This window comes from Helicobacter burdigaliensis (assembly GCF_003670295.1).
GTDB lineage: Bacteria > Campylobacterota > Campylobacteria > Campylobacterales > Helicobacteraceae > Helicobacter_D > Helicobacter_D burdigaliensis.
In genome coordinates this window covers 14,261-28,715 of record NZ_QXJG01000010.1, presented here as the reverse complement: position 1 = coordinate 28,715, position 14,455 = coordinate 14,261, and the positions used below count along the sequence as shown (strand labels likewise).

The 14,455-nt window shown below is 31.8% G+C and carries 12 protein-coding genes; 9 read left to right on the top strand and 3 right to left on the bottom strand.

The genetic code is table 11. The features are described from left to right. Positions 1–435 precede the first annotated feature (435 nt). From EBF09_RS05230 to EBF09_RS05220, 3 genes are read left to right on the top strand one after another with little or no spacing between them, the layout of a single operon-like run. The gene (locus EBF09_RS05230; RefSeq protein ID WP_121764082.1) at positions 436–1,605 is read left to right on the top strand and encodes a 1-acyl-sn-glycerol-3-phosphate acyltransferase; all 1,170 of its coding nucleotides are present in this window, start codon (positions 436–438) and stop codon (positions 1,603–1,605) included. Continuing rightward, complete coding sequence (locus EBF09_RS05225; RefSeq protein WP_121764081.1) at positions 1,562–2,422, top strand: phosphatase PAP2 family protein; 861 nt, start codon at positions 1,562–1,564, stop codon at positions 2,420–2,422. The genes EBF09_RS05230 and EBF09_RS05225 overlap by 44 nt, the downstream gene beginning before the upstream one ends. Next, a complete protein-coding gene (locus EBF09_RS05220; protein ID WP_121764080.1) occupies positions 2,403–4,892 on the top strand; it encodes a PEP/pyruvate-binding domain-containing protein in 2,490 nt (829 codons plus the stop codon). The genes EBF09_RS05225 and EBF09_RS05220 overlap by 20 nt, the downstream gene beginning before the upstream one ends. Positions 4,893–4,919: 27 nt before the next feature. Here the strand turns inward: EBF09_RS05220 and EBF09_RS05215 are convergent, their stop codons facing one another. The 3 genes from EBF09_RS05215 to EBF09_RS05205 form a co-directional block, all read right to left on the bottom strand. Then, the gene (locus EBF09_RS05215; RefSeq protein ID WP_198672544.1) at positions 4,920–6,851 is read right to left on the bottom strand and encodes a motility associated factor glycosyltransferase family protein; all 1,932 of its coding nucleotides are present in this window, start codon (positions 6,849–6,851) and stop codon (positions 4,920–4,922) included. A 61-nt stretch (positions 6,852–6,912) separates the two neighbouring features. Beyond that, positions 6,913–8,463 carry a flagellin B gene (locus EBF09_RS05210; protein ID WP_121764078.1) on the bottom strand — a complete coding sequence of 517 codons (1,551 nt, stop codon included), beginning with the start codon at positions 8,461–8,463 and terminating at the stop codon, positions 6,913–6,915. Between the two features lie 95 nt (positions 8,464–8,558). Then, positions 8,559–9,227 carry an MOSC domain-containing protein gene (locus EBF09_RS05205; protein ID WP_121764077.1) on the bottom strand — a complete coding sequence of 223 codons (669 nt, stop codon included), beginning with the start codon at positions 9,225–9,227 and terminating at the stop codon, positions 8,559–8,561. Positions 9,228–9,384: 157 nt separating this feature from the next. On the opposite strand from EBF09_RS05205, the gene EBF09_RS05200 reads away from it, so the two are divergent. From EBF09_RS05200 to EBF09_RS05175, 6 genes are read left to right on the top strand one after another with little or no spacing between them, the layout of a single operon-like run. Next, positions 9,385–10,503, top strand: a complete 1,119-nt coding sequence (locus EBF09_RS05200) for a pyridoxal-phosphate-dependent aminotransferase family protein (RefSeq protein ID WP_121764076.1) — start codon at positions 9,385–9,387, stop codon at positions 10,501–10,503. A gap of 1 nt (position 10,504) precedes the next feature. Further along, the gene (locus EBF09_RS05195; protein ID WP_121764075.1) at positions 10,505–11,557 is read left to right on the top strand and encodes an NAD-dependent epimerase; all 1,053 of its coding nucleotides are present in this window, start codon (positions 10,505–10,507) and stop codon (positions 11,555–11,557) included. Positions 11,558–11,570: 13 nt separating this feature from the next. Next, positions 11,571–11,855, top strand: coding sequence for a TFIIB-type zinc ribbon-containing protein (locus EBF09_RS05190; protein WP_121764121.1), 285 nt, complete (start codon positions 11,571–11,573; stop codon positions 11,853–11,855). Between the two features lie 2 nt (positions 11,856–11,857). After that, positions 11,858–12,589: a 3-deoxy-manno-octulosonate cytidylyltransferase gene (kdsB, locus tag EBF09_RS05185; RefSeq protein WP_121764074.1), complete on the top strand. Its 732-nt coding sequence runs from the start codon at positions 11,858–11,860 to the stop codon at positions 12,587–12,589. A 15-nt stretch (positions 12,590–12,604) separates the two neighbouring features. Continuing rightward, on the top strand, positions 12,605–13,186 hold the full coding sequence (gene ribA, locus EBF09_RS05180; RefSeq protein WP_121764073.1) for a GTP cyclohydrolase II: 582 nt from the start codon (positions 12,605–12,607) through the stop codon (positions 13,184–13,186). Continuing rightward, positions 13,183–14,403, top strand: coding sequence for a molybdopterin molybdotransferase MoeA (locus tag EBF09_RS05175; RefSeq protein WP_121764072.1), 1,221 nt, complete (start codon positions 13,183–13,185; stop codon positions 14,401–14,403). Before ribA ends, EBF09_RS05175 begins: the two co-directional genes overlap by 4 nt. The last annotated feature ends 52 nt before the right edge of the window (positions 14,404–14,455 follow it).

Sequence of the window (14,455 nt, the reverse complement as noted above, 5' to 3'; positions counted from 1 at the left end):
TTATTTAAGAGAATAAATTAGTTTTCAAAACAAAGACATACCTATAAGGATTGAAAGTTGGTATATTAATTGAGTGATAAAGCTTAAATTTTAATTTTTTTAAATTGTTAATATGAACTTTTTTAAAGTATCTCTTAGGATTAGAGAAGGATGAGTTAATGATAGAGGGTTTTTAAGAATAATTGATTTGTTGGAAATTTTGACAAGGAAACTGATATTTTTTGTCTATTTTAAGCTTTGCTTTATTGAGGACAAAAACAAGATAGTTTTGATAATGAAATTAGAATCTACTGCGAAAATAAAATATATGTGAAGAAGAGAGAGTGAAAGAAAAAGTAAAAAACATTAAGTAAATATTTAAAAAATAATTTTATGGTATGATAGGAATTTTATCTATAAATTTAAATAAGACTTATGGTTTGAAAAGGAGGGATAATGTATAAAATTAAGCAAAAAATAGGAAATTTTTTAGTAACTTTGCTTGTTTTTGCTTATTTTAGAAAGGTTGTTTTTTTGGATTTATCTAAAAATGATACTTTGGGGCAGATGGCAGTTTTATCTCATAGAAATGGTGCTATTGATGGTTTTTTATATGGTTTTATTTTTCCCAAAATTCAGTTCTTACTAGCTAGAAATTTAAGACGCAATTTTTTAGGTAAAATTTTCTTTTGGGGTATTGAAATTACAAGAGAAAAAGATAAAGAAAAGGCTTTAAAACAAGGTTTAAAAATAAAAGAAAACGATAATTTTAGTGCCTTAAAACAATGTTTAAAATTAATGCAAAAAGGTGGCACTTTAGGGATATTCCCAGAAGGTACAAGTGCTTTAAAACCAAAGCATTTAAAATTTGCAAATGGTGCTTCTAAAATAGCATATTTAATGTTGCAAAAAAATGCTTTAGAAATCACGCCTCTAAGTATTTTCTATGATGATCCTACTAGAATGGGCTCTAAGGTTTTTATTGTTAAGGGTGAGAATTTAAAGTATCATTGTTTGCAGGATAAAGAATTTTTGCATACTCAAATTATTATGGCTTTAGAAAACATATTGATAGAATTTAAAAATGAAAAGGAGCAAGAAATTTGTGAGAAGATAGCTATTTTTGCTTCTTTATATCAAGAAGATTTATATTTAAAAGCGCTAAAGAATTCTAAAATTGCAAAACTGCAAGAAAAATTAAAATCTTATGAAACTAAAAGCTCTAGAGCTTTTTTATATAAAAATTGTGCTATTTTTCCTAAATCTTTTTTGCTTAGTCTTTGGGTATTTTTAATCACGGCTATGATTGTAATCCCTACTTTTTTATTTAATTTACCTGTTATGATAAGTTCTTTTGTGGTGGCAAAATTTTCTAAAGAAAAACACACCATAAGTCTTTATAAGATCTTAGCAGGAACAAGTGTTTTTGTGGTTTTTTATATGATTTTAGCTTTATTTTTTCCTCTTATAGCTTTTTTGGGTTGTATTTTTAGTTTGTGGGGTTTTCATCTTTATGGCACTTTTAAAAAGCATGGAATCTCTTTGTTGAATGCTATATTTTTTAACAAGTTAAAGCAAGATTATGATTTTTTGGGAGAAGAAATTTATGAATGTCTTAAAAACTAAAATTCAACTTTTTGAAATTTTATGGCTTTTATTTTTTGGAGTTATGTTTATAAGGCTTGTTTTTAATGCATTTTCTAGTATTTATACTTTAATTGTTTTGGGTTATTTAGTGGTTAGTTTTGCACTTTTATTTCTTAAAAGTTATCGTTTAAAATTTGTTGTTTATGTGCTTTTTATGAATAGTATTTTTACTTTGTTAAGAGAAATATCGCCTTTAATAAATATAGATAAAAAAGATTCTTATCTTGCTTTAATGGATGCTTTTATTTTGGGAAATATTAAAAATCTGTCCTTGTTTTTTGAAGATTTTTCTAATGTCTATTTTACAGAGCTTTTAAGTATTGCTTATTTGCTTTTTATGGTGCAACTTGCATTTTATTTTATTTTTTATCTCTGTGTGAATGAAAAAATTTCAAAAGCTTTTTATAATGGAATTTTAAGTCTTTATGCTATTGGATTTTTAGGATATATTTTTGTTCCAGCCATAGGACCTTATTTTTATTATGCAAGTGAATTTAAAAGTTCTCTTAATGGATTTTTCTTTAGGGATTTTCTAGATAAGGCTTATCCAACTTTTAGTAATTTTAGCGATGTTTTTCCAAGCTTGCATTGTGGAATCTCTTTATTTATTTTGCTTTTTTTAAAGCGTTTTAATAAAAAACATTTTTATTTTTGGCTTATTCCTTGTATTTTGCTTTGGTTTTCTACAATTTATTTGCGCTATCATTATTTAATTGATTGTATTGTTGGTTTTGTTTTGGCATACTTTTCTTATCGAATTGCAAAAAGGACTTTGAATGCAAATTTTAAAATTTAGTGATGAAAAAGCTATAAATTTAGAGCTTTGTGGGGGTAAAGGAGCAAATTTAGCTAAGCTTACAAGAGCAGGCTTTAAAGTGCCTCAAGGTTTTATTGTTAGTATAAAGGCTTATGAGAAATTCATAGAAAGTAATGAAAATATTAAAAATTTGATTGAAAATTTTGGTTATACTTTTGATTATCAAGATTTAGACAAATTAGAAAAACAAAGCAAGATTTTAAGAGAGGCTTTTTTAGAGCTTGATTTTGGCTTGGAATTTTTAAAAGAACTGGATGAAAATTTAAAAGAATTTAATGAAAATACAGCTTTTAGTATCCGTTCTTCTTCTACGATGGAAGATTTAAATTCTGCAGCTTTTGCAGGGGCTCATGATACTTTTTTAAACATTTATGGCAAAGATGAAATTTTAAAACATATCAAGCATTGTTTTGCTTCTTTATGGCAAAGTCGTGCTATTTTATACCGCGAAGAAAAAAACTTTTCTCAAATTGAGGCTTGTATGGCTGTTGTGGTGCAAAAAATGGTGAATGCAGATTTTGCAGGAGTTAGCTTTTCAATTAATCCTATCAAAAACCGCAATGATGAAATTTTAATCAATGCAAATTATGGTTTGGGTGAAAGTGTGGTAAATGGTGAATTTGAGGTGGATGAGTATTGTGTTTCAAAGAGTGATTTTTCTTTGCGTTCTAGTCATATAGCTACAAAAGAATTTTGCATTATCCAAGATAAATTTGGCACAAAAGAAGAAAAAATAAGCAAAGAAAAGCAAAATATTCCTTGCCTTAGTAAAGAAAAGCTAAAACAAATTGCAAAGTTAAATTGCGATGTGGAAAAATATTATACTTTTGCACAAGATATAGAATGGGCTATAGAAAAAGATGAGCTTTATTTGCTTCAAGCAAGAGCAATTACGACTTTAGCTGAGAGATGGACGCGTGATGAATCAGCAGAGCGTTATCCAAATGTGATCACACCTTTTACTTGGGATTATGTAGATAAAGCTTTTCATATCTCTTTAGAATATTCTTTTAAAATGATGAATTTACCGAGTTTTAAAGGTAAATGGTTTGCAAGTTTTAATAATTATATCTATGGTAATCAAAATGCAGTTTGGCTTTATATGCAAAGCGGAAATTTGGGCATAGATTTTCAAAATTTAGATACAGCATTAGAGCAAATTTTGCAAAAATATCCTCATATTTATGAGTTGCCAAAGCAATGGATGAGAGATTTGGATGATTACTTAAAAGGTGTGGGAAGGTTAGAAAATGAAATATTATTAAATGATGAACAAGCTTTTAATTTTTTAGATGAAGTTGTAAATCTTGGCACAATATATTTTCGTCCAAATATCGCTATATCTATAACTCAAAGCTTGCTTTATAGGGTTTTAAAAACATTTTTAGAAAAATTAGTAGGAGAAAAATCGGGCTTTTATTTTGATATCTTAACGCGTTTTGATGAAAGCAAAACAGCACAAGTAAATGAGGACTTACTTGCTTTAGCAGAAATTATATCTAAAGATCCATTTTTAAAGAGTGAATTTGAAAAGTATAGCGGAAAAGAGCTTGAAGAAAGAATGTTTGGATATACAATTAGGCAGAAATTTTGGAGATTTTTAGCCAATCATGGACATAGAGAAATAGATTTTGATCCTTATCATCCTACTTGGATTGAAGCACCTAGCGTAGTTCTTGATAATATTAAGCTTTTATTAAATAGTGATTTTGCAAAGCTTGCAAATGAAAAACTTCATAAGAAAAAATTATATTTTGATACTAAAAATGAACTTTTAGCATTGTTACCAAAGCAGTGGCATTTTGGTTTTGATGAGCTTTTAAATTTGGTAAAAACTTATACCCTTTTAGATGATTTAGAACACTATGAAACAACGCGTTTGAGTATTTTAGTGAGAAAAGCTACCAAAGCTATAGGCGATTATTTTGTAAAATTAGGTATTATAAAAGATCCTATGGATGTGTTTTTTACTCATATGCAGACAATTTTAGATTATAAAGAAGGCAAGATAACAAGTCAAATGGTGCGTTTAGAGATAGAAAAAGAAAAAGCACAATATCTAAAAAATTCTAAAAAAATCCCTGCTTGGAATTTAGGCGAAGAGGATGAAGTTTTTGAAGGTGAAAATGAGATTTTAGAAGGAGTAGCGGGAAGTATGGGAATGGCTATAGGAGAAGTTTATTTGGTGCATTCTAAAGATGATTTTGCTGCTTTTCCAAAAGATGCGATTTTAGTTGCACGCACAACCAATCCAGCTTGGACGCCACTTTTTTACACTGCAAAAGGCGTAATTACAGAAAGTGGAGGGGCTTTATCGCATGGGGCGGTTACTGCAAGAGAGATGAAGCTTCCTGCTGTGATGAGTGTGAGGAATGCAATGCAAATTCTTAAAAATGGAATGAAAGTAAAAATAGATGGCACCAAAGGAAGAGTGTATCTTTTGGAATAAATTTACAATGCAATAAGCATTATAAATTTATTTTTGTTCTTGGTATTTTTTGGGTAATACCATCCATTCACTTGCAGCTTTTTTGACTACTTCTAAAGTAGCGTCCATTCCTCCTGCTAGTGAAAAGAGCCAAAATTTATGTGCATAAAGCCAGTCAATTTGTTTGACTTGTTTTTCAATGATTGTGGTTACAGGACGCACCACGATTTTAGCAAGTTCTAATTCTTGATGCACGATATAAGACTGCACCGCATCTGAAAAAGTTTTAATAAATAAATCCTCTTGAAAATAAAGCTTAATATCATCTACTTCATCTAAAATCTTCTCCATTTTGGGAAAATTGATTTTTTCTAGCTTATTTTCTCTATTTAGTCTTTCTAGCTCTTCTGTCATTTTGACTACTTTTAAGAAAGCTTTTTCAATAATCTTTTTCTTTTTGTAGCCATAGTCAAGATATTCTTTAACTTTTGTTTTTATGAGTTTTTCATACTCTTTAACTTGTGCCTTTGTGGGCTCTGTTAGTTTGATGGGTTTTTTTACTTTGTCTTTACTAAGCTCTAGTGCTTCTTTAAAACTCATTTCTTTTATGCCATTAATCCTTGCTCCACCCTCTGTTGCATTGATTATTTCTAAAGGATAAGGAGTTTCAGCAATATCTTTTTCAAAGAAATTTAAAAACATTTTCCATACGCTGGTGGTTTCTACATAGCCTTCACCCCCATAAGCTGGAATTAGAATCTTATTTGCGATATTTTCTTGCACTTTGTATTGCTCTTCTTTTTCTCCAAAAATTGCATCTTTAGAGTGGGTTTTGCCATCGGGTGCGAAAGCTAAGTCTTGACCTATAAAAATACAGCGTTCAAAGCGCGCATATACTACAAGCTCATAAGCCATATTTGCAGCACTCATACCAATCCCTGCATAACCATAATCTTTTAAGTCAAAAAATCTTGTATAGCCAAAGGGACGCATACTAAAGCTTTTTACTCCTTTAGTGATTGCATCGCTTGTGGCTTTATGGACGATGCTAGTGAGTGCAAAAATCACTCCTTCTTGTGCTTCTTTTGGAGTTTTAAGGAAAAATTCAGCTGTGGGTTCAACTCTCTCTAGTGTTGCTACAATATCGGGCTTTATGCCGTTTTTATAAAGAATAGGAAAAGACGCATCTACGCTAATGATAGTAATATAAGGAGCATATTCTTTTAAGAGTTTTAATTGCTTATGCAATGAAGGGCCCGTGGATACAATGACTGCTGTTTTTGTATTGGGTGCATTCTTTAAAAGCTCTTGCAAGCTAGGAGAAGTGATGAGTTGTGGCAAGTTTTGAATATGGTGACGCAGACCAATGAGTGCATCTGTTGAATCATTACCCACAGCAGTTACATGGTGTTCCATACTTCTTGTTAGAATATTATTAATCTCTAAGCATTCTTGTGAATAACGCCCATAGTAGTTATTATAAAGATGTAGATTATAAATTCTAGAATAAATCCATTGTCCCTCTTGCACAAGGTATTGATCAATCTCTCCAAAACTTACTATTTTGCTCCAAAAAATAAGTAGCCGATCTTCTAGGATTTCCTTTTCAAAATCTGCAAAATTAAGTGCAATATAAATAATTTCTAGCTCAGGTTCAAAGATAAAAAGCTTCTTTAAGCCCTTGATACCCAAAAGATATTTGTGAAAAATACCATTTCCAAAACCAAAAAAGTATAAAAAGGGATAGAGCCTAAATTTTTCAAATTCTTTGATTTTTTGAGAAATCTCTACCAAAGGCTCTTCTTTAAAAAGTGCAATTTGTGCTTCTTTATCATAGATATTAATGTTTAAAGGATCAGCCCCTACAAAAACTTCATATTTTTTATTAGGTTCTAATAATCTTAGTTGTCCTGCTAAAAGGGGATTTTTTTGTTCAAGTGCTTTTAGGTTTTTTTCTAAGCGTGGGTTTAGATTAGACATAATGATTCCTTAAAAATAATGAGGGTAAAAGCCTCTTTTTATTAAGAGGCTTTATTAAGTGTTATTGTAGCAGTTTTAAAACATTTTGTTGCACTTGGTTAGCTTGTGCCATTGCAAAGCTTCCAGATTGTGCTAGAATGTTTGTTTTGGAGAAGTTTGCAGATTCTTCGGCAAAATCCACATCACGGATTTGAGATTCTGCTGATTTTACATTCACTTGTGTAACGGTGATATTGTTGATGGTTGCTACAAGTTGTTGTTGCACAGAACCTAAGTCTGCTCTAATTCTATCTAAATGCTCTTGTGCACTTTGTGCCATATCCATTACAGCCATTGCACCTTGTAAGCTTGTAACACCTGCTCCAATACCATTTGCATTTGTATTAGCTACTGCACCATTTGCATTTGCACCAATCGCAGAAGCAACATTTGCATCAAATTCTCCATTTACACTTCTTAGATTCACAGTGTATTGCGCTAAACCAGCATTAGGATTAGTGTTTGCAGCACCTGAATGAAGTCCTATAGTAGAGAAATTTACACCAGAAACCACAATATCTCTAGCATTCAAGCGGATAAGCGTAAGTCTTCCGATAATTGCATGATCTGTCCCTGAAGTTCCATTAAATGAACCTCCACCAAGCAAGGCAGCACCGCTTGTAGTTTGCACAGAAATAGCTCTACCATCTACACTTGTAAGTCTTAATGCACCAGAAATTGTTAAAGAAGCTTGAACCCCTGTTCTTTCTTTTTGTGCATTGATTGCATTAATTAGTCTTCCATCGCCATCATTTTTTTGAACATCTTCAATATCTCCAATCATAATACCATTAATCATCAAGCCTTTAATAGTTCCTGATTGAATAGGTTGTGCACCTTGTCCTTCTACATTATAAGTTGCCCTCACACCAAGCTTATCAGAGTTTTTATTGATAGCTTCTGCTAAAGCACCAATACCTGTTCCTGCTGAAGTGGAGATTTTAATCTCTTCAATACCATAGTTTGTTGTTCCATCTGTATTTAGGAATCTTAAAGTAGTAGTTGTTAGACTGCTTGCACCCCCACTTGCTAGAATCTCAGCAGCAGTTTCATATCTTACATGTCCGATTTTGTGTGAGTTTGTTGGCTGAATGGAAGCTTTTACGGTTGTGTTTGAATAAGCACCGATTTGAAATTCTTTGTTAGTAAAAGCACCTGAAAGCATTTGTTGGCCGTTAAAACTTGTAGTGTTTGCGATATTATCAAGTTCCTCCATAAGGCGTAAAATATCACTTTGAAGTGCATTTCTAGTAGCAACTGTTTGTCCATCTTGAGCTGCTTGAGTAGCTTTAGTTTTAATGGTATCTAGGATTTTGATTTGTTCATCCATAGCTTTATCAGCAGTTTGGATAATCCCGATAGCATCGTTTGCGTTTTTTGTAGCTTGTCCTAGTGCAGCAGCTTGTGATCTAAGGCTATCAGCAATCGCCATACCTGAAGCATCGTCTGCAGCTTTATTGATTCTTAAACCTGAGCTTAGCTTTTCTAATGATTCTGACATATTGCGGTTATTTACTAGCCCTGAAGTGTGAGCGTTTAACGCATTGACATTTGTGTATATCCTATAACTCATTATGCATCCTTTGCAAAAAAATTAAGTTCAAGTGAGTTATAAGCAAATGGTGTTCCAATTTTTATTTTGCTAAGTAAAGTTAATCAAATTTTTGATTAAAGTTTTTGCATATAGCTTATATCATAGGTATTGTTTAATCGTTTTTGTATGCAATCATGCCAATTTTTGCTAAGAAGTGTATCTAGTTTTTCAAGCTTTGAGAGTATATTTGGATTTTGTTTTACGGAATTTTTAGGATTAAAAAATAAAGCATTAAGTTCTAAAATACTTAAATTTACTTCATTTTTTTCTAAAATTGTAATGTTGGCTTGTGCGTGGAGTTCCCCAGTTTCTAAAACCTTATAATACCAGCCACTTAATCCACTTCTAAAAATTTCTTGTGTAAAGCCTTTATGGTTGTGGATTAAAGAGATTTTTATACAGGGCTTTCTAGGTTCGCTTACTTGCAAAATTACATTATTGATTTTATGAATATCGCCAATACATACATTGCACTCATGCATTCCATTAAGGCTTAGATTTTCTCCCATTGCACCAAAATTTAGCTTTTTATTGAGGAATTTTTCCCATAAAGGATAGTTTTGGCAAGAATTTGCAAAAATAGCTTTATTAAATCCTCCATGATGCTTTGTATCGGCAATTTCATCTCCTTGTATTTTTAGGGTTTCTACTTTGGCATATTGCAAGTAAATATCTTTTAAAAAAGCACTTTGAAAATTTTTATAATCTTTGATGTTTCCTATTTGTAAGCTTTGTAATTTCAAAAATCCCTCTTATAAAAAGTTTATTTTATTAAAGAGTATTGTAGCATAGTAAAAACTAAAGAGAGAGGGAGTGGAGCTAAAAAGAGATTCTATTTACAAAATATTGGTAAATTTTTGTTATAATCTCTTAAAATTTTTAAGATAAAGGATAAAGTCAATGTTGCTTTTTACGCCCGGACCAACACCTGTTCCAGAATTTGTGCGTGTAGCTATGAGTGAGCCTACAATCCATCATAGAACCAAAGAATTTGAAGAGATTTTTGCAAAAACTAGAGAGCTTTTAAAAGAAATGATAGGACTTCCTGAAGTTTTAATGCTTGCAAGTTCGGGGAGTGGAGCTATGGAGGCAAGTTTAAGAAGTTTGTGTAAGAAAAAAGCACTCACCATTAATAGCGGTAAGTTTGGAGAGAGATTTTCTAAGATAGCCAAAGCTTTTAATATCCCTTATGTAGAGATTAAAAATGAGTGGGATACACCTGTGAGCCTAGATTCTGTTATGGAGATTTTAAGAAATGATCCAGAAATTGATACTTTTTGTATTCAAGCTTGTGAGAGTGCAGGGGGATTAAGACATTCTTATGAAGTGATTGCTAAGGCTATTAAAGAATACAATAAAGAGATTATGGTGATTGTAGATGGAATTACTGCAATGGGAGTAGAAAAGCTTGATATAAGCTGTGTAGATGCACTCATTGGCGGCTCACAAAAGGCATTTATGTTGCCTCCGGGAATGAGTATTGTAGGGCTTAGTGAAGATGCTATTAAGATTATAGAAGAACGCAATATTGGTTTTTATTTTAATTTAGCAACGGAGCTTAAAAATCAAAGAAAAAATACCACTGCTTGGACAGCTCCTACTACTATTATTATAGGGCTTTGTGCATTCTTGCAAAAGGCTAAAGAGATTGGATTTGATAAAATCTATAAGGAAACTAAAGCAAGATCCCTAGCTACAGATGCAGCAATGGAAGGGATTGGACTTGTGATTTATCCTAAGATTCCTGCTTTGTCTATGACTGCTGTGTTTGATAAAGAAGCAGAAGAGATTAGAAAAATCCTAAAAAATGAATTTGGTGTAAATATTGCAGGGGGGCAAGACGATTTAAAAGGAAAGATTTTTAGAATTAACCATATGGGATTAATCCCGCTTAGTGAGATTTCTTGGGTGGTAAATGCAATAGAACTTAGTCTTGATAGATTAGGAAGAAGAAAGTTTAATGGACTTGCTAATCAAATCTTTTTGGAAAAATATTATCTTAGTATGAACGGAAAATAATATGAAAATCTTAGTTACTGGAACTGCGGGATTTATTGGTTCGTTTCTTGCATTACGCTTATTAGAGCGTGGCGATGAAGTTGTGGGATTAGATTGTATCAATGATTATTATGATGTGAATATTAAATATGGTAGATTAAAAAATGCTGGAATTAATAAAGAAGAAATTGCCTACAATCAACTAACACAAAGCACAAAATATAAAAATTATCGCTTTATTAATTTAAAGCTAGAAGATAAAGAGAATCTCTTTAAGCTTTTTGAAAATGAGAAATTTGATAAAGTTTGCAATCTAGCAGCACAAGCTGGGGTTAGGTATTCGCTAGTTAATCCTTATGCTTATGTGGATAGCAATATTGTAGGATTTGTGAATATCTTAGAAGCTTGTCGCCATAATAGCATTAAACATTTAGCTTATGCTTCTAGCTCTTCTGTATATGGATTAAATGAAGCAATGCCTTTTAGCACAAGCGATAATGTGGATCACCCTATTAGTCTTTATGCAGCAAGCAAAAAGAGCAATGAGCTAATGGCACATACTTATTCCCATCTTTTTAATCTTCCAACAACAGGACTTAGATTCTTCACGGTTTATGGCCCATGGGGGCGTCCTGATATGGCTTTATTCCTCTTTACAAAAGCAATTTTAGAAGGAAAGCCTATTGATGTGTTTAACAATGGAGAGATGCTAAGGGATTTTACCTATGTGGATGATATTGTAGAAGGAGTTGTAAGAGTGATTGATAATATCCCAACTCCTAATCCAAATTGGAGCGGTAAGAATCCTGACCCACATAGCTCCAAAGCTCCTTATAAAATTTATAATATAGGAAATAATAATCCTGTAAAATTAATGGATTTTATTAATGCCATTGAAAAAGAAATCAGAAAAGAAGCTAAGAAAAATCTTCTTCCTTTGCAAATGGGAGATGTCCCAGCAACTTATGCAAATGTTGATGATTTAGTAGAGGAGCTAGGCTATAAACCAAATACTTCCATAGAAGTTGGGATTAAAAACTTTGTGGCTTGGTATAGAGAGTTTTTTAAAATTTAAAAAAGGAGTAAAGATGCTATGTCCTGTGTGTAATGTGGATTTGGTAATGAGTGAGCGAAGTGGAGTTGAGATTGATTATTGCCCTAAATGTAGGGGCGTATGGCTTGATCGCGGAGAGCTAGATAAGATTATTGAGCGTGCTTCTAGTGTAGCACAGCCACAGCAACAAAACAGAAACTATCAAGAAGATAGAGGCTATCAAGAAAGAGGTAATGTTTATAGAGAGCATAAAGATAGCGGATATTATCATAAGCCTAAAAAGCGTGAAAGCTTTTTTAGTGAATTGTTTGATTTTTAGAAATGATTATTATCCCTGCTAGATTGAAATCTACAAGATTTCCTAATAAGGTTTTAGAAGATATTGGTGGTATCCCTATGATTATTAGGGTTGCAAATATTGCTAAAGAAGTCGATGAGGTTGTGATAGCCACAGATGAAGAAAAAGTAATAGAAATATGTAAAAATTATAAAATACAAGCTATCCTTACTTCAAAAACACATAATAGTGGAACCGATAGAGTAGCAGAATGTGCGAGAATTTTGCAGCTTTCTTCAAATGAACTCCTTATTAATATGCAAGGCGATGAGCCTTTTTTGGAAGTGGAAGTGATTGAAGCTTTAAAAAAGGCTATGTTAGAAAAGAGAGTTGATGGGAGATTACCATTTATGGGGACTTGCATTAAAGAAATCACAAGCAAAGAGGCATTGGACCCAAACTTGGTAAAAGCAATTATTAATACTAATGGAGAGGCTATTTATTTCTCTCGTGCTAAAATCCCTTATGATAGGGAAAATGTGTTTAAAGATGAAGATAAAAAATATTATGGACATTTAGGGATTTATGCTTTTAGTAATGCTAGTTTGCAAGAGTTTTGCACACTTCCTAAATCCAGTTTAGAAGAAATAGAAAAGTTAGAGCAATTAAGAGCGATTGAAAATAATAAAACAATTATAGTAGCAAAAGTACAAAGTAGATCTTTTGGGATTGATACCAAAGAAGACTTAGAAAGAGCAAAGAAAATATTTTTATAAAAATTAGGAATAATAATGAAAAGTATAGAAATATCTAATGAAGCAAATTTACCCACAAAATATGGAAATTTTAAAATAAGGTCGTTTAGAGAGATAAAAGAAAATGGAAGTTTTTTGGAGCATTTAGTCATTAAAACAAAAGATTTACCACAAAACCCTCTTGTTAGGGTGCATTCTGAATGTTTAACAGGAGATGCTCTGGGTAGCTTAAAATGTGATTGTGGTGGTGAGCTAGAAACTGCGTTAAGAAAAATACAAGAAGAACAAGGTATGGTAATTTACTTGCGACAAGAGGGTAGAGGCATTGGACTTTTTAACAAGGTAAATGCTTATGCTTTGCAAGATAAAGGCTTGGATACGGTTGAGGCAAATTTAGAATTAGGTTTTAAAGAAGATGAGAGAGATTATGGTGTTGTGCGTGAGATTTTTAGTTTTTATGGGCTAAATAGAGTGCGACTTTTGACGAATAATCCTAGTAAGATTGAAATTTTTTCCAAAATGATAGAAGTGCAAAGAGAGCCTATTATTGTAGAATGTAACAAACACAATAGCCATTATTTAGCGGTTAAAAAAGAAAAAATGGGACATCTTTTATGAGAGAAAAAATTGAATTTTTTGAAGCTTTAGAGATTTTGCAAAAGTCCATAGTAAAGGAAGTTGGCAAAGAGAGGGTAATTTTATCTGATTCTCTTTTTAGAGTTTTAGCACAAGATATTTTTGCACCTTGTGATATGCCAAAGATTCCGCTTTCTAGCATGGATGGTTATGCGATAAACTCTAAATTTTGTAAAGTCAAAGAATTTAAACTTTTAAAAGAGGATAATCCAGCAGGAAATTGCGAGATACCTACATTATCACTAGAAGCTCCTTATGCGATTAAAACTTTCACGGGGGCGGCGATCCCTAAAAATGCGGATATTTTAGTGCCTATTGAGAAAGTAGAGATTTTAGGAGAGAGTATAAGGATTATAGAGTGCACGCAAATAGGGGAATTTATAAGAGGAGTTGGTGCAAATTATAAAAAAGGTGAAAAGCTTTTAAGTAAAGGAACTTTGATAAATGCTAATCATATAGGATTGTTAGCAAGTTTAAATCAAGTATTTATAGAAGTGTATGAAAAGCCAAAAGTGGGTATTTTAGTCAGTGGTGATGAGATTTTAGAGCTTGGAGAAGAGGGGAGTGGGCTAAATCAAATCTATAATGCAAATGGGCATTTATTGAGTGCTAAGATTAAAGAGTATGGAGGGATTGCTAAGCTTTATCCTATTTTAAAAGATGATAAAAATTTAATTGAAAAAAGCTTAGAGGATGCACTTAATTCTTGTGATTTAGTTGTTTCAACAGGTGGAGCGAGTGTGGGGGATTATGATTTTATTGCAAAAATCGCACAAGAAAGAGAAGAAGAGGTTGTATTTAAGGGGGTAAAGATTAAACCTGGACAGCATGTGCTTTATGCAAGATTTTTTGGGAAACATTTTTTTGGTTTGCCAGGATTTCCAAATTCCACTTTGGTAACTTTTGAACTTTTTGTAAGTGAGATTTTAACTAGAATGTGTGGATATTGTGCTAAAAAAACTAAAATTAAAGTTCCGCTTGGCACACAAATTTACAAAAAAGATAAAAGAGTAGAATTTCGCGTATGCAATGTAGTAGAAAATGATGGAAAATTTAGCATTAATTTTGAAGGTAAAAAAGATTTTTTAAGTGCAATTTTAAATAATTTTTGTCCGCTTGGAAATGTAAAAATAGGACTTGTAGTTTTAGAGAAAGAATATCATAAAGAAGATGATGAAGTTTTAGTAATACTTTTATAAATTTATTATTTATTTATTTTTAAAATATACAATGGCACATCAAAAAATATTA